Source organism: Nocardioides sp. Z50_6 (assembly GCF_058215755.1).
Genome location: NZ_JBZAJB010000004.1, coordinates 145,185 through 167,688, shown reverse-complemented (window position 1 = coordinate 167,688; position 22,504 = coordinate 145,185). Strand labels below are relative to the sequence as shown.

At 73.2% G+C, this 22,504-nt stretch carries 21 protein-coding genes; 6 read left to right on the top strand and 15 right to left on the bottom strand.

Annotation, left to right across the window (positions count from 1 at the left end):
• Nucleotide 1 precedes the first annotated feature (1 nt).
• From AC4BGE_RS11675 to AC4BGE_RS11660, 4 genes are all read right to left on the bottom strand, one after another.
• On the bottom strand, nt 2–1,573 hold the full coding sequence (locus tag AC4BGE_RS11675) for an ABC transporter substrate-binding protein (RefSeq protein WP_490570718.1): 1,572 nt from the start codon (nt 1,571–1,573) through the stop codon (nt 2–4).
• 111 nt (nt 1,574–1,684) lie between these two features.
• Entirely contained in the window at nt 1,685–2,314 is a 630-nt protein-coding gene (locus AC4BGE_RS11670) for a cysteine hydrolase family protein (protein WP_490575376.1), read from the bottom strand.
• A 101-nt stretch (nt 2,315–2,415) separates the two neighbouring features.
• Complete coding sequence (locus AC4BGE_RS11665; RefSeq protein WP_490575375.1) at nt 2,416–3,012, bottom strand: antibiotic biosynthesis monooxygenase; 597 nt, start codon at nt 3,010–3,012, stop codon at nt 2,416–2,418.
• Nucleotides 3,013–3,075: 63 nt separating this feature from the next.
• The gene (locus tag AC4BGE_RS11660) at nt 3,076–4,518 is read right to left on the bottom strand and encodes an FAD-dependent oxidoreductase (RefSeq protein ID WP_490575374.1); all 1,443 of its coding nucleotides are present in this window, start codon (nt 4,516–4,518) and stop codon (nt 3,076–3,078) included.
• 26 nt (nt 4,519–4,544) lie between these two features.
• Here AC4BGE_RS11660 and AC4BGE_RS11655 point away from each other — a divergent pair, with 26 nt between their 5' ends.
• The 4 genes from AC4BGE_RS11655 to AC4BGE_RS11640 are packed head-to-tail and all read left to right on the top strand — an operon-like array spanning nt 4,545 to nt 9,607.
• The gene (locus AC4BGE_RS11655) at nt 4,545–5,735 is read left to right on the top strand and encodes a CaiB/BaiF CoA transferase family protein (RefSeq protein WP_490575373.1); all 1,191 of its coding nucleotides are present in this window, start codon (nt 4,545–4,547) and stop codon (nt 5,733–5,735) included.
• A 31-nt stretch (nt 5,736–5,766) separates the two neighbouring features.
• The gene (locus AC4BGE_RS11650) at nt 5,767–6,654 is read left to right on the top strand and encodes a cyclase family protein (RefSeq protein ID WP_490575372.1); all 888 of its coding nucleotides are present in this window, start codon (nt 5,767–5,769) and stop codon (nt 6,652–6,654) included.
• Nucleotides 6,651–8,138, top strand: coding sequence for an MmgE/PrpD family protein (locus AC4BGE_RS11645; protein WP_490575371.1), 1,488 nt, complete (start codon nt 6,651–6,653; stop codon nt 8,136–8,138). Before AC4BGE_RS11650 ends, AC4BGE_RS11645 begins: the two co-directional genes overlap by 4 nt.
• Nucleotides 8,135–9,607, top strand: coding sequence for a dihydroorotase (locus tag AC4BGE_RS11640; RefSeq protein WP_490570725.1), 1,473 nt, complete (start codon nt 8,135–8,137; stop codon nt 9,605–9,607). Before AC4BGE_RS11645 ends, AC4BGE_RS11640 begins: the two co-directional genes overlap by 4 nt.
• Before the next feature lie 3 nt (nt 9,608–9,610).
• Here the strand turns inward: AC4BGE_RS11640 and AC4BGE_RS11635 are convergent, their stop codons facing one another.
• Complete coding sequence (locus AC4BGE_RS11635; RefSeq protein WP_490575370.1) at nt 9,611–10,540, bottom strand: hypothetical protein; 930 nt, start codon at nt 10,538–10,540, stop codon at nt 9,611–9,613.
• A gap of 17 nt (nt 10,541–10,557) precedes the next feature.
• Between AC4BGE_RS11635 and AC4BGE_RS11630 the strand changes: the two genes are divergently transcribed.
• Nucleotides 10,558–11,580, top strand: coding sequence for an MDR family NADP-dependent oxidoreductase (locus tag AC4BGE_RS11630; protein ID WP_490575369.1), 1,023 nt, complete (start codon nt 10,558–10,560; stop codon nt 11,578–11,580).
• Nucleotides 11,577–12,380 carry an SDR family oxidoreductase gene (locus AC4BGE_RS11625; RefSeq protein ID WP_490575368.1) on the top strand — a complete coding sequence of 268 codons (804 nt, stop codon included), beginning with the start codon at nt 11,577–11,579 and terminating at the stop codon, nt 12,378–12,380. The genes AC4BGE_RS11630 and AC4BGE_RS11625 overlap by 4 nt, the downstream gene beginning before the upstream one ends.
• A gap of 99 nt (nt 12,381–12,479) precedes the next feature.
• On the opposite strand, the gene AC4BGE_RS11620 is transcribed toward AC4BGE_RS11625, so the two are convergent.
• The 10 genes from AC4BGE_RS11620 to AC4BGE_RS11575 all read right to left on the bottom strand — a co-directional run bounded on the left by AC4BGE_RS11620 (nt 12,480) and on the right by AC4BGE_RS11575 (nt 22,501).
• Nucleotides 12,480–13,799 carry a hypothetical protein gene (locus AC4BGE_RS11620; protein ID WP_490575367.1) on the bottom strand — a complete coding sequence of 440 codons (1,320 nt, stop codon included), beginning with the start codon at nt 13,797–13,799 and terminating at the stop codon, nt 12,480–12,482.
• Between the two features lie 204 nt (nt 13,800–14,003).
• Nucleotides 14,004–14,870: an HpcH/HpaI aldolase/citrate lyase family protein gene (locus AC4BGE_RS11615; protein WP_490575366.1), complete on the bottom strand. Its 867-nt coding sequence runs from the start codon at nt 14,868–14,870 to the stop codon at nt 14,004–14,006.
• On the bottom strand, nt 14,860–16,020 hold the full coding sequence (locus AC4BGE_RS11610) for an acyl-CoA dehydrogenase family protein (RefSeq protein WP_490575365.1): 1,161 nt from the start codon (nt 16,018–16,020) through the stop codon (nt 14,860–14,862). The genes AC4BGE_RS11615 and AC4BGE_RS11610 overlap by 11 nt, the downstream gene beginning before the upstream one ends.
• Before the next feature lie 10 nt (nt 16,021–16,030).
• Nucleotides 16,031–16,465: a Zn-ribbon domain-containing OB-fold protein gene (locus AC4BGE_RS11605; RefSeq protein ID WP_490575364.1), complete on the bottom strand. Its 435-nt coding sequence runs from the start codon at nt 16,463–16,465 to the stop codon at nt 16,031–16,033.
• A complete protein-coding gene (locus AC4BGE_RS11600) occupies nt 16,462–17,610 on the bottom strand; it encodes an acetyl-CoA acetyltransferase (protein ID WP_490575363.1) in 1,149 nt (382 codons plus the stop codon). Before AC4BGE_RS11600 ends, AC4BGE_RS11605 begins: the two co-directional genes overlap by 4 nt.
• The gene (locus AC4BGE_RS11595; protein ID WP_490570734.1) at nt 17,607–18,074 is read right to left on the bottom strand and encodes a MaoC family dehydratase; all 468 of its coding nucleotides are present in this window, start codon (nt 18,072–18,074) and stop codon (nt 17,607–17,609) included. The genes AC4BGE_RS11600 and AC4BGE_RS11595 overlap by 4 nt, the downstream gene beginning before the upstream one ends.
• The gene (locus AC4BGE_RS11590) at nt 18,071–18,583 is read right to left on the bottom strand and encodes an FAS1-like dehydratase domain-containing protein (RefSeq protein WP_490570735.1); all 513 of its coding nucleotides are present in this window, start codon (nt 18,581–18,583) and stop codon (nt 18,071–18,073) included. Before AC4BGE_RS11590 ends, AC4BGE_RS11595 begins: the two co-directional genes overlap by 4 nt.
• Entirely contained in the window at nt 18,580–19,821 is a 1,242-nt protein-coding gene (locus AC4BGE_RS11585) for a Rid family hydrolase (protein ID WP_490570736.1), read from the bottom strand. Before AC4BGE_RS11585 ends, AC4BGE_RS11590 begins: the two co-directional genes overlap by 4 nt.
• A complete protein-coding gene (locus AC4BGE_RS11580) occupies nt 19,818–21,218 on the bottom strand; it encodes an MmgE/PrpD family protein (protein ID WP_490575362.1) in 1,401 nt (466 codons plus the stop codon). Before AC4BGE_RS11580 ends, AC4BGE_RS11585 begins: the two co-directional genes overlap by 4 nt.
• A gap of 2 nt (nt 21,219–21,220) precedes the next feature.
• Entirely contained in the window at nt 21,221–22,501 is a 1,281-nt protein-coding gene (locus AC4BGE_RS11575; protein WP_490575361.1) for a CaiB/BaiF CoA transferase family protein, read from the bottom strand.
• Nucleotides 22,502–22,504 lie beyond the last annotated feature (3 nt).

Here is a 22,504-nt window from a genome sequence, read left to right as displayed (position 1 = left end):
GTCACTCCTCCGGGTGGAGCAGGTTCAGCTCGAGCACGCCGGTGACCACCGGGTGGGTGGCGTCGGCCACGCCCTGCACCTCGGGCTGGGCCACGACCGTGCCGAGCATCGTGCCGACCGAGTACCAGTAGCCCGACCGGCTGACCATCGAGGCGGCCTCGGCGTAGGCGTCCACGTCGTAGGTCTCCACCGCCGTCGCCAGCGTGTCCGCCAGGCCCGGCACGTCGGCGCCGAAGAGGTCCAGGCCACCCGACGGCGTGTAGAACACGAAGCCCCAGGCGTCCGGGTGGGCGGTGTCGGGGTAGCCGGTGAAGAAGGTCATGTCGGGCGCGTCGGCGCCCTTCTCCAGCACGGAGTAGTACGTGCCGGACGCGAAGCCGACGCTCTCCGCGCGGATCCCGGCGGTGTTGAGGACGGCGGCCAGGTTGTCGCTCAGCGCCTTTGCCGCCGGGGTCGACTCGGGGTAGGCGATCCGGATGGTCCTGCCCTCCAGGGCGCCCTCGGCCAGCCGCTCCAGGGCGCCGGGGTCCTCCGGGATCTGCTGCTGGTTGAGGTCGCTGGGGACCAGGCCCTGCGGGAACACCTCGGTGGTCGGCTCGCCGGTCTCGCCGAGCGCGGCCTTGGTGACCGCCGGGAAGTCGATCCCGCCCAGGAACGCGGTCCGGGTCTTCTGGTCGCTGAGGCTGGGGCTCTTCGGGTTCACGAAGAGCGTCGGGGTCTGCATGGTGCGGTAGGTGTAGGTCGCCAGCCCGTCGTCCTTGCTCATCGCGCCGAAGGTCGGGGCGTCGGTGTAGCCGATCAGCCCGTCGAGCTCGTCGTTCTCGAGCTTGAGCTGGATGGTGGACATGCTGGAGATGACGTCGAAGCGGACCTTCTCGTAGCCCGGCTTCTCGCCCCAGTACTCCTCGTAGGCGTCGAGCTCGTAGGAGACGCCCTGCTCGAACGCGCCGTAGGTGTAGGGGCCGGTGCCCGCCTCGTTGGCGTCGAACCAGTCCTCGCCCTTGGCGGTGACGGGGTGCTCGGCCAGCGCCGCGGGGCTGATCATCTTCGGGCCGAAGGGCGAGGCGAGCAGGTCGAGGAAGGAGGAGTTGGGCGCCTCGAGCGTGATCACCACCTCGTGCTCGGAGGGGGTCTCGACGCCGGTGACGCCGGCGACCATGTAGGACGGCCCCTCCCCGACCTCGGTCCGCCGCTCGAACGAGGCCTGCACGGCCGAGGAGTCGAACGGGGTGCCGTCGTGGAAGGTGACGCCCTCGCGGAGCTTGAAGGTGAAGACCGTGTTGTCGTCGTTGGCCGACCACTCGGTCGCGAGCTTGCCGGTGAGCTCCGGCTCGGACTGGCCGGGGACGTAGGCCAGGAGGCCCTCGTAGGCGTTGTTGACGAGGTTGAGCTCGGTGCCGTCGTACGCGGTGTCGGGATCGGGCGTGGGGATGTCGCCGAGCAGGGCGAGGTTGAGCACGGTGTCCTCCGCCCCGGAGGTCGAGCCCGGGGTGGACCCGCTCGCGCAGGCGGTGAGCGAGGCGGTGGCGAGGGCGGAGACGGCGAGGAGCGAGAAGCGCTTGCTGCGAGTCATGGCGGGGACTTTCTCGACGAAGGGGTGTGGCCGGACCGACCGGTCCCGGAGGGGCCGGTCGAGGGGAGGCAGAGCGCGCCCGCGTCGTTGCGAGCGTGTGCCGGGGACTGGTCAGCCGAGAGTTCCGAGCCAGTCGTGGACCGCTCGGCGATGCACCAGGGCGTCGCGTTGCAGGTACTTGATCGCCCGCAGGGCGGCGTCGTGGCGTTCCTGGGAGGACCCGAGGACCAGGTCGGTCACGGTGCGGACGTGGTAGTCGCGCTGGTGCGCGTCGACCGCGGTGTAGTGGATGCAGACGTCGGTCATGCCGCCGACCAGGAGCACGGTCTGGGCCCGGTAGCCGCGCAGCACGAGGTCGAGCTCGGTGCCGAAGAAGGCGCTGTAGCGGCGCTTGCGGATCAGGTACTCCTCGGGCCGCGGGTCCAGGCCGGGGTGCAGCTCGGTGCCGGGCGCGCCCTCGATGCAGTGCACGCCCTCGGCGCCGTCGAGCTCGCGGCCGATGTCGACCAGGGAGGGCTTGTGCACCTCCTGGATGAAGACGACGGGCACGTCCTTGGCGCGGGCCGCGGCCACGAGCTCCACGATGCCCGCGTTCCGGTCCAGCCGGCCCGACATGTAGCCCATGCCGGTGGAGAGGCTGTCGGGGTCGCCCCCGCCCTGGACGTCGACCACCACGAGCACGACGCGACCCACCGGCCGCAGCTCGGCGGCGGGGGTGGTGTCGGTGACTTGGTCCGGCATGGCGGCTCCTCTGGCGGGGTGACAGCCAGGAACCTATCGACCGATAGTTACGGTCCCGTCGCCCTCACGTTACGTCCAGAAGTCGTCGCGTTTCGCCGGGCTCAGCCCCGGGCGTCGCGCCCCGGCTGCAGGAACCACTGCATCCGCCGGGTCGCCCACGGCATGAAGACGTAGGTCATCAGCGGGGTCATCACGCTGATGATCACCAGCACCCGCGGCACCAGCGGCCAGGCGGGGATCAGGTGCGAGGCCGCCCAGTTGGTGCTGAGGCTGAGCGGGAAGAAGACCAGGAAGATCACCACCATCTGCTTCCACCGCGGAGGGGCCGGGGGCGGCGGCTGCTCGCCGGCCACCTCGGTCGAGGCGGGCTCGTCGAACCAGCCCTCGATACCCGTACGGCGCTCGACCCGCCGCTGCTCCACCTTGCCCTCGGCGGAGTCGAGCCACCACCGGCGCTGCGGCGACGTCTCCCACGCCTCCAGCGACGCACGGTCGGCGAACCGGTAGAGCATGTGCCACTCCGTCGACCGCTCCGAGGGCCGCACCCAGCCGCTGCCCAGGAAGCCCGGGAAGCGCTGGGCGAGGCTGTCACCGGCCTGGAGCCAGGCGTGCATCTCGGCCTCGTGGTCGGGGGCGACGTGCCGGGTCACCGCGACGGTGACGGCTTCGGTGGCACTGCGGGCGGCGGAGGCGGACATGACGCCATTGTCGTGGCCCGCGACGCTCCCGAGAAACCGGCGGCACCACGGGTCGCGGTCCGGTCAGCGGGCGGGACCGCCGGCGACCACGCGGTCGCGGGCCAGCCTGGCGCCGAGCAGGCGGCCCAGGGTCAGGGCGGGGGTGAGCAGCATCCCGGAGCAGAAGCTGTTGCCGCAGGTGGCGCCCGCCCCGATCACCTCGCCCACGGCGTAGAGGTCCCCGATCACCTCGCCCGAGTCCCCGCGCACCGCACAGTCGGGGTCGATGTCGAGGCCCTGGAAGGTGACCAGGGTGATGGCGTGGTTGCGCAGGGCGTAGAACGGACCGCGGGCGATCGGCGCCGGCAGGTGCGTGCGGCCGTGCTCGGGGTCCTCCCCCGCGGCGACGGCCTCGTTGTAGGCGCCCACCGTCGAGGCGAGGCCCTCGGGGTCGATGCCGGCGAGCTCGGCCAGCTCGCGCAGGTCCGCGGCGGCGTGCACCCCGGGCCGGGTGTTGGCCATCGCGCGCACCTCGTCCGGCTCCTTGCCGACCACGATCTGGTGGCTGCCGGTGGCCGCGTCGAGGGCGGCGTCGTCGAAGACGGTCCAGAAGGTCTGGTCGGGCACGCCGGTCAGCGCCCGCTCCTTCTCGTCGATGGACGGCTCGTCCTCGGCGACCCAGCGCCGGCCCGAGCGGTCGACGTAGATCTCCCACGGGGGCCGCTCGCTGGTGAGCCGCTGCCGGTCGTGCCAGTTGGCCCGGCCGGGGGCGGTCGGGTCGGGCAGCCCCCCGAAGGTGGGCAGGTAGGTGCCGGCCCCCTGCAGCGCGGCGCCCACCTCCATCCCCAGGTGGAGGCCGTCGCCGGTGGAGGTCCGGGCCGCGGCGGAGACGAGCGGGGCACCCTCGAGCTCGGCGAAGAGCTCCGGGTCGGCGCCGTAGCCGCCGGTGGCCAGCACCACCGCGCCGGCGCGCACCTCCACCTCGCCGCTGCCGCGCTGCACGCTGACCCCCTCGACGGCACCCTCCGGGCCGGTCAGCAGGCCGGTCACCGCCGCGCCGGTCCACACCTCCAGCTCGGCCTGCTCCCGCACCTGGGCCAGCTCGGCCTGCAGCACGTTGAGGATGGAGAGCCCCTCGTCGACCCCGTAGACGGTGCGGGGGGTGAGGTAGGGCTCGTGGCCGTAGACGATCCGCGGTGTCTCCGCGGCGAAGGCGAACCCGCGCGCGGCCAGCCACGCCACGGTGTCGGGCGCGTGCCTGGTCACCAGCTCGACCAGGTCGGCGCGGGCGGTGCCGCGGCTGATCCGCAGCACGTCGTCGCGGTGGGCCGACCAGGAGTCGTCGATCCCGCGCTCCTCCTGCCGCGCCGTGCCGCCGGCCGCCAGGTGGCCGCCGCTGAGGTGCAGCGTGCCGCCCAGCCGGGTGTCCTTCTCCACCAGCAGGACGCTCGCGCCACCCCGCGCCGCCTCGATGCTGCACGACAGCCCGGCAGCCCCGGCTCCGACGACGACCACATCCACTCGCATGGTCGTAGATGATATATGTTCTGCCCATGGGACCGCTGAACGGCTTGCGCGTGCTCGACGCCTCCACCATCCTGGCCGGCCCCCTGGCCTGCCAGATCCTCGGCGACTTCGGGGCCGACGTGATCAAGATCGAGCACCCCACCGCCGGCGACGGGATGCGCGGCCACGGACCGGCCAAGGACGGCGTCCCGATCTGGTGGAAGGAGATCTCGCGCAACAAGCGCACGATCGGCCTGAGCCTCAAGGAGCCGGACGGCGCCGACATCTTCCGCGCCCTGGCCGCCCAGGCCGACGTGGTGGTGGAGAACTTCCGCCCGGGCACCCTGGAGCGCTGGGGGCTCGGCCCCGACGTCCTGCACGCGGACAACCCCGGGCTCGTCCTGCTCCGGATCACCGGCTTCGGCCAGGTCGGCCCCTACGCCTCGCGCGCCGGCTTCGGCACCCTGGCCGAGGCGATGAGCGGGTTCGCCCACCTCACCGGCCCCGCGGACGGCCCCCCGACCCTGCCCGCCTTCGGCCTGGCCGACTCGATCGCCGGGATCGCCGCCTCCTCGGCGGTCTCGATGGCGCTCTACGCCCGCGAGCACAACGGCGGCCGGGGCCAGGTCATCGACCTCAACCTGCTCGACCCGATCATGGCCGCCGTCGGCCCGGGCCCGTCGGTCTACCAGCAGACCGGCGAGGTCGGGATGCGGCACGGCAACCGCTCCACCAACAACGCCCCGCGCAACGCCTACCGCACCGGGGACGACCACTGGGTGGCGATCTCCACCAGCGCCCAGGCGATCGCCGAGCGGGTGATGCGCCTGGTCGGGCACCCCGAGGTGGTCGACGAGCCCTGGTTCGCCGCGGGCCACTCGCGCGCCGCGCACGCCGACGAGCTCGACGAGATGGTGGGCTCCTGGATCGCCGCCCGCAGCCGGGACGAGGTGGTCGCGGCGTTCACCGAGGCCGGCGCGGCGATCGCGCCCGTCTACTCGGCCCGCGACCTCGTCGAGGACCCGCACGTGCGTGAGACCGGGATGCTCGTCGAGGTTCCCGACGACGACCTGGGCCCGGTGCTCCAGCACAACGTGATGTGGCGGATGTCCGGCACCCCCGGCGAGATCCGCTTCACCGGCCGGGCGCTCGGCCAGGACACCGACGAGGTGCTCGACGCCCTGGGCCTGGAGGAGGAGGAGCGCAGCCACCTGCGCGCCCGCCACGTGATCGCCTGACCCGCCAGCCCCACCCGGAGGACGCCGCCCCATGACAAGCCAGACAAGCCAGACACCCCAGACCACCACCACGCCCGTCGGCACGCCCGCCACCGGGGAGGTCACCGCGAGGCTGCTCGACGCGGTGCGCTCCGGCCTGGAGGTCCACGACCTGGGTCGCACGCTCACCGTGGGGATGCCCCAGTCCCCCAACCACCCGGCCTACTGGCACGCCATGCCGCGCCGGCACGGCGACATGGTGCGGGCCGACGGCGGGTCGGCCGCCAACGACATGATCTCGATGGGGACCCACGTCGGGACCCACGTGGACGCCCTGGCCCACGTCTCCCAGGACGGCCGGCTGCACGGCGGCGCCGACGCCGCCGCCGCCCAGGTCGGCGGCCGGTTCGCCGAGCACGGCGCGCACACCATCGACCCGATGCTGCGGCGCGGCGTCCTGCTCGACGTGCCCGCGGCGCTCGGCGTGGAGCGGCTGGCGCCCGGCCAGGAGATCACCGTCGCCGACCTGGAGCGGACCCTGGACCGGCAGGGCACCGAGATCGGCGCCGGCGACGTGGTGCTGGTCCGCTCCGGGTGGGGCCAGCACTTCGACGCCGGGGACGGCGACACCTACCGGGGCCTGACCACCGGGGTGCCCGGTGTCTCGGAGGCCGGCGCGACCTTCCTCGCCGGTCGCGGCATCCACGCCACGGGCGCCGACACCATCGCCTACGAGCAGCTGCGGCCCGGCGCCGGGCACGGGCTCCTCCCCGCCCACCGGGTGCTGCTGGTGGAGAGCGGGATCTACATCATCGAGGCCCTCGACCTCGAGGGGGTGGCGGCCGCCGGGGCCCACGAGTTCCTCTTCGTCATGTCGCCCCTGAAGTTCTTCGGGGCCACCGGCTCCCCGGTCCGGCCGCTGGCCGTGGTGGGCCGGTGAGCGGCTACGCGCCCGCCGTCGGCGCGAGCCCGGCGGGCAACGCCACCGGCGAGGCGCACGGCGGCCCCACCCTGGCCCAGCAGCTCGCCTCATTCGCCGCCCACACCGCCCGCCACGGCGTCCCCGAGGACGTCCGCGACTCGGTCTGCCAGCGCACCCTCGACGTCCTCGGTCTCTGCGTGGCCGCCCACCGGCTGCCCACCTCCGCCGCCGCGATCGGCCACGTGCTCGACCAGGGCGGGCACGCCCAGGCCGGCATCGTGGGCGAGCCCACCCGGGTGACGGCGGCACAGGCCGCCTTCGCCAACGGGGTGCTGGCGCACTCGCTCGACTACGACGACACCCACCTGCCGTCGGTGCTGCACCCCAGCGCCTCGGTGGTCCCCGCGGCACTGGCCGCCGCCGAGCACGCCGGCGCCTCCGGCGAGGCGGCGGTGCGGGCGATCGCGGTCGGCATCGAGGTCGCGGTCCGGCTCGGCATGGCCGGCTACGACGCCGAGCTCGGCAACTCGGTCTTCTTCGAGCACGGCCAGCACGCGACCTCGATCACCGGCGCCATGGGCTCCGCGGTCGCCGCCGCGACGGCCTACGGCCTCGACGAGCGGGGCATCGCCGACGCGCTCGGCCTCACCGCCTCGATGGCCTCGGGCGTGATCGAGGCCAACCGCACCGGCGGCACCGTCAAGCGGCTGCACTGCGGCCTCGCGGCCCAGGCCGGCGTCACCGCCGCCCAGCTGGTCCGCCGCGGCTTCACCGGACCGCCCACCGTGCTGGAGGGGCGGTTCGGGTTCTTCCAGGCCTGGCTGCACGGCCGGTTCCGGGCCGAGGCGGTGACCGAGGGCCTCGGCCAGGAGTGGTCGGTGCCGGGCATCTTCTTCAAGCCCTACCCGGCCAACCACTTCACCCACACCACGGTCGACGCGGGCCGGGCCTTCCGCGCCCGCGGGATCACCCCCGAGCAGGTGGCCCGGGTGGTCGTCGGCGTGGCCGCCTCGACCGTCCGGACGATCGGCGAGCCGATCGAGGTCAAGCGGACCCCCGAGACCGGCTACCAGGCCCAGTTCTCCGGGCCCTACGCGTTCGCCGCCGGCCTGCTCGGCGGGGGCGGGCTCGGCACCAGCCTGGAGGACTACTCCGACGCGCTCGCCCAGGACCCTCTGCGCCGGGAGCTGATGGCCAAGGTCGAGGTCGTCGCCGACGAGCAGTGCGACCGGATCTACCCCTTCCAGTTCCCCGCGGTGGTGACCCTGACCACCACGACCGGGGAGGTGCTGGTCGAGGAGGTGCTGGCCAACCGGGGCGGCCCGGCCCGCCCCCTCTCCGCCGACGAGCTCGCCACCAAGTTCCGCGACAACGTCGCGGGGCGCCTGTCCGCGCGGGCCGCCGACGCCGTGCGCGACGACGTCCTCTCGCTTCACACCGCGACCGACCTGGCCGCGCTCCTCAAGCCGTTGTCCGCCTCCATGCAAGGAGAGTCCCAGTGACCGAGTTCGACGTCCTCCTCACCCACGTGTCGGCGGTGCTGCCCGGCCACGACGCTCCGCAGCCCGTCGACCTGGCCGTCAAGGACGGCCGGTTCGCCCTGATCGAGGCGGGGATCGACCCCGCGCGCGCCGCGCGGGTCGTCGACGGCCGCGGCCGGGTCGCGTTCCCCGGCGTCGTCGACGCGCACCAGCACTGGGGCATCTACAACCCGCTGCCCGACGACGTGACCAGCGAGTCGCGCGCCTGTGCGCAGGGTGGCGTCACCACGTCGCTCTCCTACATGCGCACCGGGCAGTACTACCTCAACAAGGGCGGCTCGTACGCCGACTTCTTCCCCGAGGTGCTCGCCCTGACCGAGGGCCGGGCGCTGGTCGACTACGCCTACCACCTGGCGCCGATGAGCCGCGAGCACATCGACGAGATCGGGTCGCTGGTCACCGACCACGGGGTGACGTCGTTCAAGGTGTTCATGTTCTACGGCAGCCACGGGCTGCACGGGCGCAGCGCCGACCAGTCGCAGTTCCTGATGACCCCCGAGGGCGAGCGGTACGACTACGCGCACTTCGAGTTCGTGATGCGCGGCATCCAGAAGGCACGCGAGGAGAACCCGGAGATCGCCGACCAGATCTCGCTCTCCCTGCACTGCGAGACGGCCGAGATCATGTCGGCCTACACCAAGATGGTGGAGGAGGACGGGACGCTGACCGGGCTCCCGGCCTACAGCGCCTCCCGCCCGCCGCACTCGGAGGGGCTGGCGGTGACCATCGCGTCCTACCTCGCGCACGAGACCGAGCTGCCGACGATCAACCTGCTGCACCTGACCTCGCGGAAGGCGGTCGAGGCGGCGCTGACGATGGCGGCGGCGTTCCCGCACATCGACTTCCGCCGCGAGGTGACCGTCGGCCACCTCCTCGCCGACTGCGACACCGCCCACGGGGTGGGCGGCAAGGTCAACCCGCCGCTGCGCCCCCGGGAGGACGTGGAGGCGCTGTGGGGCTACCTCCTCGACGGGAAGATCGACTGGGTGGTCTCCGACCACGCCTGCTGCAAGGAGGAGCTCAAGTTCGGCGAGCCCAAGGACGACGTCTTCCTGGCCAAGTCCGGCTTCGGCGGCGCCGAGTACCTGCTGGCCGGCATGGTCAGCGAGGGCGGCCGGCGCGGGCTCTCCTACGGCCGGATCGCCGAGCTCACGGCCACCAACCCGGCCCAGCGCTACGGCCTGGGCTCGCGCAAGGGCGCGATCCGGGTCGGGCTGGACGCCGACCTCGCCCTGGTCGACCCCGACTCCACCTGGACGGTGCGCGCCGAGGAGTCGCTCTCCACCCAGGAGTACACGCCGTTCGAGGGCGCCAAGCTCACCGCCCGGGTGACCGACACCTTCCTGCGCGGCACCGCGATCATGACCGACGGCACGGTCACCGACGCCGCTCCGACCGGGAGGTTCCTGTCGCGCCCCGCGGCGGGGTGAGCCTCAGCCGCGCTCGACGACCAGGTGCGGCGCCGCGAAGGGCGGCGTCAGCACGCTGGCCCGGACGACCCCGAACGGGGCCAGGTCGACGGTGACGACCTGCGCCCCGCCCCCGGCGCGGGCCACCAGCGCGTCCAGCTCGTCGGTGAGCACGACGAGGCCGAGCAGCCCGCGCCGCGGTGCCACCGAGCAGCCGAGCAGCGAGCCGCCCTGCTCGGCCTGGCCGTAGTCGACGATGTTGACGTAGGTCTGCTGCCGGCTCGGGCCCACGGTGCTGGACCTGACCCGCAGCTCGGCGTCCACGCCGACCAGCTCGGAGAAGGACGCGTCCACGAAGTCGTACTCGTAGACCACCCCCCACCCGAAGACCCGCTCGTACCAGGCGAGGGTGGGCCCGGCGTCGCTGAGCGGCAGCGAGATGCTGACCGGTTCGCTGGAGACCCGGTCGCGGACCTCGGCGAAGTCGGTGAAGAACTCCTCGGGACCGTTCAGGAACGCGGTCACCAGGTGGTCGGCGCCCAGGTGGTGCGCCTCCCGGAAGCCGCCGTCACCGGTCTCGTACGACGCCTCCTTGCCGATCATCGGGAAGCCCGCCTCCCGGGCGTGGGCCAGCGCGCCCTCGAAGTCCCGGGCGTAGAAGTCGATCACCCGGAAGGCGTCGCGGTGGAGCCGGGTCCGGTCGTCGCGGATCGTCTGCGCCGCCTCCGGCAGCTCGGAGTCGAAGCGGCAGAGCACGGCGCCGGCCGCCACGCCGGGAGTGCGCAGCACCACGACGTCGGTCGCGCACGCCGTGCCGAAGAGCGCGCTGGTGGAGGCCGCGGGCAGCCGGGTGCCGCTCTCGACGCGCATCCCGAAGACGTCGGTCAGCAGCGGCACGTGGTCGTCCGGGGAGCCGGTGGAGATCAGCGGACCGTAGATCCGGGAGGAGGGCATTCGTATATTATATCTTTATGTCAGCCTCGGCTCCGGCCGCCACCCGTGTCGTCGTCGTCGCCTCGTCACCTCGGGGGGTCCCGGTCGCCGCGGACTTCGCGGTCCGCGAGGAGCCACTCCCCCCGCGTGCGCCCGGCCAGCTCCTGGTGCGCGTCGACGCGCTGTCGCTCGACCCCTACCTGCGCTCCTTGCTGGGCCAGGGGCACCTCGACGACCCGCCGCTCGGGCCGGGGCAGGTGATGCCCGGGCGTGCGGTCGCCACCGTCGTGGAGTCCGACGACCCGTCGCTGCCGGCGGGCTCGCTGGTGCTGGGTGAGACCGGCTGGCGCGAGCACGCCGTGCTCCCGGCCGCCCTGGCCTCCCCGGTACGCGTCCCCGACGGCGTGCCGGCCTCCGCGGCCCTGGGGCTGCTCGGCATGCCGGGGCTGACCGCCTACGCCGCCCACGTGCGTCACCTCGCGCCCGGTCCCGGGGAGACGATGGTCGTCTCGTCGGCCACCGGCGGCGTGGGCTCGCTGGCCGGACAGCTGGCCTGCCGCAGCGGGGCTCGCACCGTCGGGATCGTCGGCAGCCGCGAGAAGGTCGCGCTGGCGCACGACCTGGGCTACGACGAGGTCGTGGTCCGCACCGAGGCCGACTGGACCGACCAGCTGCACGCCGCCTGCCCCGACAAGGTCGACGCCTACCTGCACATGGGCGACCAGGCCACCTTGGACGGCGTGGTGGAGCACCTCGCCCTGGGCGCCCGGGTCTCGCTCTGCGGCCTGATCGACCAGTCCAACGGAGCGCCGCCCACCCGGATCCGGGCGGGCGCGCTGATGATCGCCCGGGCGACGGTGCGCGGACTCGTCGTCCACGACCACGCCGACCTCGCCGACGAGCACGTCGAGCACGTCGGCACGCTGCTCGCCGCCGGGGCCCTCCGGCTGGTCGAGGACACCTGGAACGGGCTCGAACAGGCCGGCGCCGCGTTCGAGGCACTGATGTCCGGCCGCAACCGCGGCAAGGTCGTGGTCCAACTTCACCGGGAGGGTGAATGACGAAGAACGTCGTAGTCACAGGAAGCACCAAGGGGATCGGCCGGGCGATGGCCCGCGAGCTGCACCGACGCGGGCACCACGTGGTGGTCAGCGGACGTGACGAGGAGGCGCTGCGCTCCGTGGTCGCCGAGCTCGAGGCGGCCGAGGGAGGCACGGTCGTCGGACAGGTCGTCGACGTCAGCGACGCCGACTCCGTCGAGGAGCTGTGGTCCACCGCCGTCGGCAAGCTCGGCAGCGTGGACCTGTGGGTCAACAACGCGGGGGTCGCCCACACCACGCAGCCCATCGTGGAGACGTCCCCGGCGGCCGTGCGCAGCATGGTGGAGACCAACATGCTGGGCACCATCTTCGGCTCCCAGACCGCGGTGCGGGGCATGACCGCACAGGGAGGCGGCCAGCTCTTCAACGTGCTGGGCGGGGGCAGCGACGGCAAGATCCGCCCCGGCATGGGCGTCTACGGCGCGACCAAGCGCGGGCTCGACATGTTCACCCGCGCCCTGGTCAAGGAGGTCGACGGGACGGGGGTGCGGGTGGGACAGGTGCGCCCCGGCATCCTGATCACGGACGGCTGGCTGCGCGAGGCGGCCGCCGCACCCGAGCAGGTGGCCCAGCAGCGGCGGACGCTCAACATCCTGGTCGACCACGTCGACGAGGTGGCCCCCGAGCTGGTCGCCCGGATGCTGGCCAGCACCCGGAACGGCGACGAGATCGCCTGGCTCACCTCCACGAGGCTGGCCATGCGCTTCATGAACCCCGGCTACGCCAAGAAGAACGACAAGCTCGCCCGCTACGGACTCTGAGCACCACGGCCGGCACACAGCACCGGCAGTCAGCACCGGCACACAGCACTGGCCCCGACGGAGAACCGTCGGGGCCAGTGTCCTGGAGGGGTCCGGGGGTCAGATCTTGAAGGAGCCCTTGGCCTTCGAGGCCAGGTGAGCGGCGTCGCCGCCGTAGCTCACGTTGACCTTGTAGGCGCCCTTCTTGAGCTTCTTGAGGGTGACCTTGCCCTTGCCGTTCTTGATCGTCACCGTGACGGTCTTGAACTTCTTCTTGCCCAGCTTGATCACGACCTTGGCCTTGCCGGTCGCCTTCGCGTCAGCGCCCTTGACCAAGACCGTGAGGACGGCCTGCTTCTTCTTCTTGTTGGCCTTGATCTTGACCGTCGTCTTGGACGACTGGGCCACCGGCACGGTCGGCGTCGGCGTCGGCGTGGCGGTCGGCTTCGGCGGGGTGGTCGGCGCCGGCGGGGTGGTCGGAGCCGGCGGGGTGGTCGGAGCCGGCGGGGTGGTCGGCGTCGGCGTCGGGGTCGGCGTCGGGGTCGGCGTCGGGGTCGGCGTCGGGTCCACCTCAGCGGCCTTCACGCAGGCGATCGAGTTGTCGCCGCCCATGGCGGTCATGCCCAGGGACATCGACTCGATGGTGAGGGTCGTCGGCGCGCCGGTGCCGGTACGGGTCCCGGTCGCGTCGGGCAGTGTGAACGTGCCGTCGCCGGGCTTGGGGGGCGAGTAGGTCTCCGACCCCTCGAGGGCGACGGCCTCGTCGTCGAGCTTGATGCCCAGGTCGACGTCCATCCGGTCGACGGTGACGAACGCAGGCATGCCCGGGGTGAAGCCGTTGGCGAACGACGCGGTCACGTCGGCACCGTCGACGGTGACCTCGGTCTCAGCCGCGTAGGGGAGGTCCCACGCCTGGAAGGTGCAGACGAAGTCCTGGCTGGCGTTCAGGACGACCGCGGGCGGGGCCAGGATCGTGCACGGCACCGTGGCGGTGACGCCGTAGATCGTCAGGGTGACGGAGAAGCTCTCGACCGAGACGGCCTCACCGGCGGTCTCCGAGGCGAGCGTCCCGGCGACCTGCGGCAGCACGAAGTCCGAGTTGCCGGCTGCGGGCGGGGTGAAGGACTTCGATCCGGTGAGGTCCACCTCCTGGCCGTCGACGTCGAGCGTCACGCTCGGGGCGATCGTGGAGATGCCGGGCTGCGCACCGGGCATGCCCGTCTTGAACGGCGTGACGAAGTCGAGGGTGACAGCCGTGCCGGTCACCTCGACGGAGACGTCGCTGGTGTAGATCGTCGGCTCGTAGTTCTGGTACGCACAAGAGGCGGAGAACGACGTCGCGACGGGGGCTGCGGACGCAGTGGTGGTCAGGGCCGGCACTGCCAAAGCCCCGAGCACCAGGGCTCCGGACGCCGCTCCGGCGATTCTTCGAAAACGCATGGGTTCCTCCTCGGTGGCCGCACCCTCGGGTGGTGTGGCCTGGGTCTCAATCCGATAAGATATATGATCGCCTCCACGAGGAACAGGGCTACACACACATTTTTGTGATCTGAAACACTCACGAAACACTCCGGCCGCGTGGGCCAGCGGCCTCAGCGGCCTTCAGCGGCCTTCAGCGGCCCAGGCGCCTCCGACGGCCCGTGGTCACCGCCGCCGGGCGAGCACCAGCCGCGCCTGCCGGGCCACGGCCTCGTCGATCATCCGGCCGCGCGCGTCCAGCGCCACGCCGGAGCCGGCGGCCGCCAGCGCCGCCAGCAGCTTTTCGGCCTCCGCCACCGCCTCCGCAGTGGGGGTGAAGACGTCGTTGACCGTGGCCACCTGCGCGGGGTGGATGCAGGCCCGCCCCATGAAGCCCAGCCGCGCCAGCGCCTCGGTCGAGGCGCGGAGGGCGTCGAGGTCGCGGAAGTCGGTGGAGACGGGGGCGATCGGCGGGGCGATGCCGGCGGCGGCGGAGACCAGCACCACCTGGGAGCGCACCCAGAGCAGCTCGCGCTCGTCGGGCCCGAGCGTGACCCCCAGGTCCGCGCGCAGGTCGGCCTCCCCCACCTGGAGCCGGTGCACCCGGGGCGCGGCGGCGATCTCCGCCGCCCGCAGCACGCCCCTGGCGCTCTCCAGCAGCGGCACGATCCGGGCGGGGGAGCCCAGCTCGTCGAGCAGCGCGGCGGCCGCCGCCACCTGCTCGGGCGTCTCCACCTTGGCCAGGGTCACCCCGGCCAGGCCGCTGGCGGCCGCGACGGCACGGATGTCGTCGAGGGCCGCCGTGCCGGAGTTGACCCGCACCCAGACCTCGACGTCGGTGGGCGGGAGCCCGTCGAGCCAGGTGGCCACCAGGTCGCGCGCCAAGGCCTTGCGGTCCGGGGCCACCGCGTCCTCCAGGTCGACGATCAGCTCGTCGGCGCCGCGGCCCAGGGCACTGCGGAGCTTGTCCGGCGCGTCCCCGGGGACGTAGAGCGCGGAGCGCGACAGCCTCGCTCCCTGACCGGGAGCCCGTCCGGTGAGCTCAGCCGACACGGGTCTCCCCCTTGATCAGCGACTTCGCCACCACCGTGCGGAGGATGTCGTTGGTGCCCTCGCCGATGCTCATCAGGATCGAGTCGCGGTAGAGGCGCTCCACCTCGAACTCCGTGGAGTAGCCGTAGCCCCCGTGCACCTTCATCGAGTCGATCGCCGCCTGCAGCGCAACCTCGGAGCAGAAGATCTTCGCCATCCCGGTGGCCCCGTCCGCGCGCCCGCTGCGCACCGCGTCGGCGGCCCAGTAGGCCATCAACCGGGCCGCCTGCACCTGGGTGCCGAGCTCACCCAGCTTGAGCTGGATCGCCTGGAACTCCGCGATCGGCCGGCCGAACGCCTTGCGCTGCTGGGCGTAGGCGAGCGCCTCGTCGTGCGCCCGCTGCGCGATGCCCACCGAGCGGGCGGCGATGTTGACCCGGCCCCACTCCAGGGCGGAGAGCACCTGCTGCATGCCGCGCCCCTCGACGCCCCCGACCAGCTGGGAGACCGGCACCCGCACGTCGTCGAGCACGACCTCGCAGGACTCGGTGCCCTTGTAGCCGAGCTTGCCGATGTCCTTGGTGACCTCGAACCCGGGGGTGCCGGCCTCGACCAGGAGCACGCTCATCCCCCGGTGCGCCGGGGAGGCGGCCGGGTCGGTCTTGACCAGCACAGGCAGCGGGTCGGCGTAGCGGGCGTTGGTGATCCAGGTCTTGGACCCGTTGACCACGTAGTGGTCGCCGTCGAGCCGGGCGGTGGTGCGGATCCCCTGGAGGTCGGTGCCCGCGTCGGGCTCGGTGAGGCCGATCGCGGTACGGCGCTTGCCGGTGGCCAGGTCGGGGAGGTACTTCTCCCGCTGCTCCGGCGTGCCGTGCATGTGGATCAGCCGGCAGGCCAGCGAGTGGCTGCCCAGGATGCCGGCGATGCCCATCCAGCCGCGGGCCAGCTCCTCGAAGACCAGGGCGAAGGAGATCGGGTCCAGGTCGAGACCGCCGTACTCCTCCGGGACGGTGATGCCGAACAGACCCATGTCGGCCATCCCGGCGACGATCTCGGTGGGGTAGCGACCGCTCTGCTCCCACTCCCGGGCGACCGGGATGATCTCCCGGTCCACGAAGTGGCGCAGCAGCGCCTTGAACTCCGCCTGGTCCTCGTTGAGCGTGAAGTCCATCTGGTGCCTCTCAGGTCTCGGTGCGGGGGATGAAGTAGGGGACGGCCCGGCCGTCGTCGAGATCGGCCCACGCCACGACGACGGGGTCGCCGATCCGCCAGCCGCCGTCCGCCGGCTCCGCGGGCTCCAGGCGGGCGAGCACGACCGGGCCCTCGGCCAGGCGGACGCGCGCCACCGTGTAGGGCACCTCGACCTCGGGCCGGGGCGCCCGGTGCACCACGGTGAAGGTGTCCACGACCCCGGTGCCCGCGACCTCGGCCTGCGCCAGGTGGTCCATCGAGCCGCAGCCGGTGCACAGCGCCCGCGGCGGGTGCTGCACGTGCCGACAGGCCGCGCACTGCTGCACCGTGAGCCGGTGGCGCTCGGTCGCCGCCCAGTAGTCGCACGTGTTCTCGTCGGCGGGCGGGACCGCGCCGGGGGTCCAGGTGACCAGGTGCCCGCTCATCGGTCCACCCCCAGGACGACCGTGGCGTGGGTCGAGAGGATCCCGCCGGTGCCGTGCGCGACGGCCACCTCGGCGCCCTCGACCTGACGGGCGCCGCACTCGCCGCGCAGCTGGCGCACCGCCTCGACGAGGAGCAGGACCCCGAACTGTCCCGGGTGGCAGTAGGAGAGCCCGCCCCCCGAGGTGTTGAGCGGAAGGTCGCCCCCGGGTCGGATCCGGCCTCCCTGGATCAGCTCGAGCGCCTCCCCCTCGCCGCACAGGCCGAGCGCCTCGACGCTGAGCACGGTGGTGAGGGTGAACGAGTCGTAGACCTGGACGACGTCGACGTCGGCGGCGGTGACGCCGGCGCGGGCGTACGCGTCCTGGACGGCGCCCCGCGCCCCCGGGACGGTCAGGTCGCTCACCGCGGTGAACGAGGTGTTGGTGGTCCGCTCGCCGTAGCCGAGCACCTCCACCGGCCGCCGGGCCAGGTCGCGGGCGCGCTCCAGGGAGGTCACCACGACCGCTCCCCCGCCGTCGGTGACCAGGCAGCAGTCCGCCGCCGTCAGGGGCGAGGAGATCATCGGGGAGTCGACCACGTCGGCGACGCTCAACGAGCCCTTCTGGTGCCGGAAGGCCTTGGGGTTGAGCAGCGCCCACTCCCGGGCGGCGACGGCGACCTCGGCCAGCTGCTCACGAGTGCCGCCGTAGCGGTGCAGGTAGGCCTGCGCCGCCATCGCGTAGTACGACAGCGGGAACAGCGGGTCGTAGGGCTCCTCGAAGGCCGCCTCCGGCACCCAGGGCTCGTGGACGCCGCCGAGGCGGCGCGAGCGGGCCGAGCGCTGGTTGGAGGCGAAGGAGATCACCACGACGCTGGCCTGGCCCGACGCGATCGCCTGGGTGGCGCGGGCGAGGTACATCTCGAAGGCGCTGCCGCCGGCGAAGGTCGAGTCGGTCCAGGTGGGCACCACGCCGAGGTAGTCGGCGAGCTGGGTCGCGGAGAAGCGGGAGATGCCGTTGGTGGCGAGGCCGTCGACGTCGGCCAGGGTCAGCCCGGCGTCGGCCAGCGCCCGGGTGACCGCCTGGGCCTGCAGCGTCAGGATCGACTTGCCGGTGACTCCCAGGTCGCACTCCGCCGCCCCGGCGATCGCGACGCCGGTGCTCATGCGGCCCCCGGCCCGTCGGGCGTGCCGAGCAGCACCTCGGCGCGTGCCGGCGCGGCGGCCGCCCGCCCGTCGGTCCCGTCCTCGGCGACCACGACGACCTTCAGCTCCACGGTGAGGCGCTCGGCGCCCACCTCGGTGACCGTGCCGCTGCACCGCAGCCGCTCACCGGCGAAGACCAGGTTGCGGAAGGTGAACTCCAGCCGGTGCACGAACGACTGGGGGCCGAGCCAGTCCTGGAGCATCTCGACCAGCAGCGCGCCGTAGACCTGGCCGTCCACGATCGGGCCGGGGAGTCCCTTCTCCGCGACGTACGCCGTGTCGTAGTGCAGCCGGTGCCAGTCCCAGGTGGCGCCCGCGTAGGCGACCATGTCGGTGAGCCCGATCGTGCGCTCCAGCGGCGGGACCGGGTCGCCGACGGCGATGCTCGCGTGGTCGGCGAAGACGGTCGGGAAGCCCTCGCTCATGCCTGCTCCGTCCCGCTGCGGGCGAGCTCGACGAAGATGATCGTCTCCGCGTTCTCCGCCAGCAGCTCGTCGTCCTGGTTGGTGTAGGTCGCGGTCGAGGCGATGACCAGCATCGCGCTGCCCGAGCCGGTGACCTTCTCGGTGACCGAGGTGATCCGCCAGGTCGCGGTGACCACGTCCTCGGGGCGGATGCGGCGGTGGAAGGTGTAGGAGTTGCCGCCGCGGACCTGGCGGGTGTGCGGGATGTCGAGGTCCCAGGTGTGCCCGGCGTAGCCCTCGTGGTCCATCGGGAGGCCGGCGTACTGGTTGGTCTCGCAGACCAGCGTCAGGGGTGCGGTGACCCCCGCCAGGCCCTGGGCGCGGGCGTAGTCGGGGTCGGAGTACAGCGGGTTGGCGTCGCCGGTCGCGAGCCCGAAGTAGCGGCCCGCGGCGGCCCCGAACGGCTCCGGCGCGGTGTAGACCTTGGTGCGGCCCTCGAGGGCGCGCACCTCGTCGGTGAGCAGGCTCATGGGCGGGCCTCCTGGGTGACGGCCCCGGCGGAGGCCGGGTAGAGCGCGGTCGGGAAGACCTCCAGCAGGAACTCGGGGCGCAGCAGGCTGTGGCACAGCGCCCCGGTCGAGGCCGGCCACGGGGGCCCGAGGAGCCGCTCGCGGACCTCGGCGACCGCCTTGTAGTCGCCGACGGCCGACTCCACGCAGTACTCGGTGGTCTCCAGCAGGTCCGCGGGCCCCAGGCCCGCGTGCTCGAGCAGGTGCAGGATCGCGCCGTAGGTCGCCTCCGCCTGCTTGCCCAGGTCGCCGGCGTGCAGCGCCTGCTGGGACTCCATGTCGAGGGCCGCGAAGCCGGACATGAACAGGGTGCGCCCCGCCTTGACGCCCGGCGCGTAGGTGAGCGTGTCGTAGCGCGACCAGCCGGGGTTCACCAGCTCGAGCGGGTGCCGCGAGGCGGTCACGTCGATGGCCACCAGCGCGCCGGGGGCGTGCAGCCGGCTCATCAGGATGCCGCCGGCTCCCGGGTAGACGCCCCCCTCGTTGTCGCCCAGCAGCTCCTTGCGGACCTTGTGGGTGCCGCGGTAGACCGCGCGAGTCTCCGGGGTCGAGTAGTCGTAGGTGGTGACCGCGTGGCCGAGGGTGAGCCCGACCGACTCCAGCAGCACGCCCGCCCGCTCCAGCACGTAGCGGTACTGGGAGACGAAGTCGCCCTCGAAGACCACGTCGCCGTGCTCGTCCACCGGCGTCACCGTCGGCAGGTAGACGACGCCGTCCTCGCCCTCGGTGATCGAGGAGGCCTGCCAGGTGCCGGCGTCGCGGACCTCGGAGGCCACCCGGAGCTGCCGCCCGCCGCCGCGCACCGCGTGCAGCTCGACCTCGAGCCAGGCGGCACGCCGCACCAGGCGCTCGACCACCACGGTGCGCACGGTCGGCCGGTCCCCCAGCAGCTCGCGGCGCACCCCGGCTGCGTCCTGGTAGGCGTGCAGCCCGGCGATCGTGACGTTCTCGCTCACCCGGGTGACGTCCTCGGGGCCGAAGCCGGCGCCCTCGAGGATCGCCAGGCACTTGGCGTAGGCGATCCGGGCCTGCTGCTCCATGGTGCCCTCGACCGTCATCTTGCCGAGCGCGGGATCGTGGCGCGCCGAGGTGTGCCCGGAGGTCCAGGCGGAGTCGCCCTCGGTGAGACCGAGGCAGAAGGTGTAGCCCTGGTAGGGGAACCAGTCGAACGTGTCGGGCTCGATGGCGGAGAGCGTCATGCGGGGACCTCCAGGGGTGCGTCGGCCGCCGCGGCGGCACGGGTGAGGAGCAGGGTCAGGTCGGTGGCGCCGGGCAGGGCGAGGACCGCCTCGGCCAACGCGTCGGCCAGCGGGCCGGCGTTCCCGGCGAGCTTGGCGCGCAGATCGGCGTCGGCCAGGGGGGCCGACCCGCCGCCGGGGCTGCGGTCGACGTGGCCGGTGACGGTGCGCCCGTCGGCCAGCGTCAGGACCACGTCGCCGGCGGCGTCGGCGGCGACCCCGTGGCCGGGGGTCTCCTCCCAGGTGATCCGTGCGGCGAGCGCGCTGATCTCCGGCCGCTCGAGCTGGGCGGGTGCGTAGGTCTCCACCCCGACGTGGCCGTCGAGGAGCAGGGCGGCGACGCTCCACGGCAGGCTGAACTTGGCGGCGTACGGGCTGGCGGGGTGGGCCAGGTCGCGGTCGGCGACGCAGACCACCGAGGCGGAGTCCGGGTGCACGGAGGCATGCAGCGCCACCACGTCCTCGGCGCCGGCGCCGGCGCCGGCGCCGGCGAGGCCCTGGGCGGCCGCGGCCATGGTGGCGTGGGCCAGCTGGCAGGTCGGCCACGGCTTGATCCCGATCCGGGTGGTCTCCCACACCGAGCCCAGGTCGCGCAGGATGACCCGGACGTCGACCGGTCCGGTGGCCAGGGCGTCGTAGACCCCGTGCGGGCCGTCGAAGACGGTCTCGGGGCCGGTGGCCCCGGCGGAGGCGAGACGGGCCGCCAGGATGCCGGACTGGGAGGCGAAGCCGGGGTGCAGCTGCTTGGTGCTGGCGCCGGTGGCCAGGAAGGCCAGCAGGCCGCCGGCCTGGCTGCCGGCGATCCCGAGGGCGTGGGTGGTGGTGGCGGCGTCCAGCCCGAGCAGCCTGGCGGCGACCGCCGCGGAGGAGAAGACCCCGGCCACCATCGTCGCGTGCAGACCCGCCGCGTGGAAGCCGTGCGGGGCGGCGGAGGCGACCCGGCAGGCGACCTCGTAGCCCACGACCGCAGCGTCGAGGACCGCGCGGCCGCCGGCACCGACCTGCTCCCCCACCGCGAGCGCGGCAGGGAGCACCACGGCGGTGGCGTGCACCAGGCCGCCGGCGTGCGTGTCGTCGAAGTCGAGCGCGTGCACGAGTGTGCCGTTGGCCAGCGCCGCCGCAGGCGCCGAGATCCGGGTCGAGGTGCCCAGCACGGTGGACTCCGCCGGGCCGCCGAGCCCGGTGGCCACGGCGAGCGCCGGGGCGGCGGCGTCGGCACGTACGGCGGCGACCGCGGTGCCCAGGCCGTCGAGCAGGTGGCGCAGCGCGGCGGCGTCGACCTCGGCGGGCACCGCCAGGTCGCCGGTGACCCAGCGGGCCAGCTCGGCGGCGGTACTCGGGGTGTGGTGCGCGGGCATCCTCAGGCCTCCGCAGCCCCGGACGCCTGGGCCACGTCCACGTGCTCCTCGGCCTGGGGTGCCGCGCCGAAGGCACCAGCGGCCTCGAGCTCGGCGATCCGGGCCGCGTCATAGCCGGCGACCTCGGTGAGCACCTCGAGGGCGTGCTCGTTGCGCTGCGGGGCACGGCGGTAGTCGGGCAGCTCGGCGCCCACCCGCACCGGGGAGGCGACCTGGGTGACGGTGCCGTAGCGCGGGTGCTCGGTGGTGACCAGCATGTTGCGGGCGACCAGGTGCTCGTCCTTGAGGGCGGCCTCGACGTCGTTGATCGGGCCGCACGGGATCGCGGCCGGGTAGCACAGCGAGAGCCAGTGGTCGACGGTCTCGGTCGCGAAGATCGCCTCCAGCGCGGCGGTCAGCTCGGCCCGGTTCTGCTGGCGCAGCGTGAAGGTCGCGTACGGCGACCCCTCCTGCGCCCACTCCGGGTGGCCGATGACCTCGGCCAGCCGGACCCAGAACTTCTCCTTGGCGCACCCCACCACGAACCAGCCGTCCCGGGCCTCGAAGGCCTGGAAGGGGACGAGCGAGGGGTGGGCCGAGTGGCTGATCCGCTTCGGCGTGTAGCCGGCGTTGAGGTGCCAGGTGGCGGGATAGGTGAGCATCGCCATCGCCGTGTCGTAGAGCGAGACGTCGCAGTCCATGCCGACGCCGTCGCGCTTCGCCGCGTGCAGCCCCGCCATCAGCGACAGCGCGGCGACGTAGCCGCCGGAGAAGTCGACCAGCGAGAGGCCCGACTTCGTCGGCGGGCCGTCCGGCTCCCCGGTGAGCTCCATCCAGCCGGCCAGGCCCTGGAGCACGTAGTCGTAGCCCGGCTCCTGCTGCCGCGGCCCGGTCATCCCGAAGCCGGACAGCGAGCAGCAGACGATCGCGGGGTTGAGGTGCTTGAGCTGGTCGTAGGTGATGCCGATCTTCTCGGGCACGTCACCGCGCAGGTTGGAGTAGACCGCGTCGGCGTTGCGGACCAGGTCCTCGAAGACCGCGCGACCCTCGGGGGTCTTGATGTCCAGCGAGATGGACCTCTTGTTGCGGTTGAAGGTCTCGAAGAAGAGCGAGTCCTCGCCCTCGAAGTACGGCGGCACGTAGCGGCCGACGTCGCCGCCCACCCGCGGGTCCTCGATCTTGATCACGTCGGCGCCGAGGTCGGCGAGGTGCACGCTGCCGAAGGGTCCCGCTCCGTACTGCTCGAGCGCGATGATCCTGACGTCCTGGAGCGGCTTCATGCGCTGGTCCGGCTGCTGGCTCATGTG

Coding starts and splice junctions, on each gene's coding strand:
- AC4BGE_RS11675 (WP_490570718.1), bottom strand. CDS start 1,573: ATGACTCGCAGCAAGCGCTTCTCGCTCCTCGCCGTCTCCGCCCTCGCC.
- AC4BGE_RS11670 (WP_490575376.1), bottom strand. CDS start 2,314: ATGCCGGACCAAGTCACCGACACCACCCCCGCCGCCGAGCTGCGGCCG.
- AC4BGE_RS11665 (WP_490575375.1), bottom strand. CDS start 3,012: ATGTCCGCCTCCGCCGCCCGCAGTGCCACCGAAGCCGTCACCGTCGCG.
- AC4BGE_RS11660 (WP_490575374.1), bottom strand. CDS start 4,518: ATGCGAGTGGATGTGGTCGTCGTCGGAGCCGGGGCTGCCGGGCTGTCG.
- AC4BGE_RS11655 (WP_490575373.1), top strand. CDS start 4,545: ATGGGACCGCTGAACGGCTTGCGCGTGCTCGACGCCTCCACCATCCTG.
- AC4BGE_RS11650 (WP_490575372.1), top strand. CDS start 5,767: ATGACAAGCCAGACAAGCCAGACACCCCAGACCACCACCACGCCCGTC.
- AC4BGE_RS11635 (WP_490575370.1), bottom strand. CDS start 10,540: ATGCCCTCCTCCCGGATCTACGGTCCGCTGATCTCCACCGGCTCCCCG.
- AC4BGE_RS11630 (WP_490575369.1), top strand. CDS start 10,558: ATGTCAGCCTCGGCTCCGGCCGCCACCCGTGTCGTCGTCGTCGCCTCG.
- AC4BGE_RS11625 (WP_490575368.1), top strand. CDS start 11,577: ATGACGAAGAACGTCGTAGTCACAGGAAGCACCAAGGGGATCGGCCGG.
- AC4BGE_RS11620 (WP_490575367.1), bottom strand. CDS start 13,799: ATGCGTTTTCGAAGAATCGCCGGAGCGGCGTCCGGAGCCCTGGTGCTC.
- AC4BGE_RS11610 (WP_490575365.1), bottom strand. CDS start 16,020: ATGGACTTCACGCTCAACGAGGACCAGGCGGAGTTCAAGGCGCTGCTG.
- AC4BGE_RS11605 (WP_490575364.1), bottom strand. CDS start 16,465: ATGAGCGGGCACCTGGTCACCTGGACCCCCGGCGCGGTCCCGCCCGCC.
- AC4BGE_RS11600 (WP_490575363.1), bottom strand. CDS start 17,610: ATGAGCACCGGCGTCGCGATCGCCGGGGCGGCGGAGTGCGACCTGGGA.
- AC4BGE_RS11595 (WP_490570734.1), bottom strand. CDS start 18,074: ATGAGCGAGGGCTTCCCGACCGTCTTCGCCGACCACGCGAGCATCGCC.
- AC4BGE_RS11590 (WP_490570735.1), bottom strand. CDS start 18,583: ATGAGCCTGCTCACCGACGAGGTGCGCGCCCTCGAGGGCCGCACCAAG.
- AC4BGE_RS11585 (WP_490570736.1), bottom strand. CDS start 19,821: ATGACGCTCTCCGCCATCGAGCCCGACACGTTCGACTGGTTCCCCTAC.
- AC4BGE_RS11580 (WP_490575362.1), bottom strand. CDS start 21,218: ATGCCCGCGCACCACACCCCGAGTACCGCCGCCGAGCTGGCCCGCTGG.
- AC4BGE_RS11575 (WP_490575361.1), bottom strand. CDS start 22,501: ATGAGCCAGCAGCCGGACCAGCGCATGAAGCCGCTCCAGGACGTCAGG.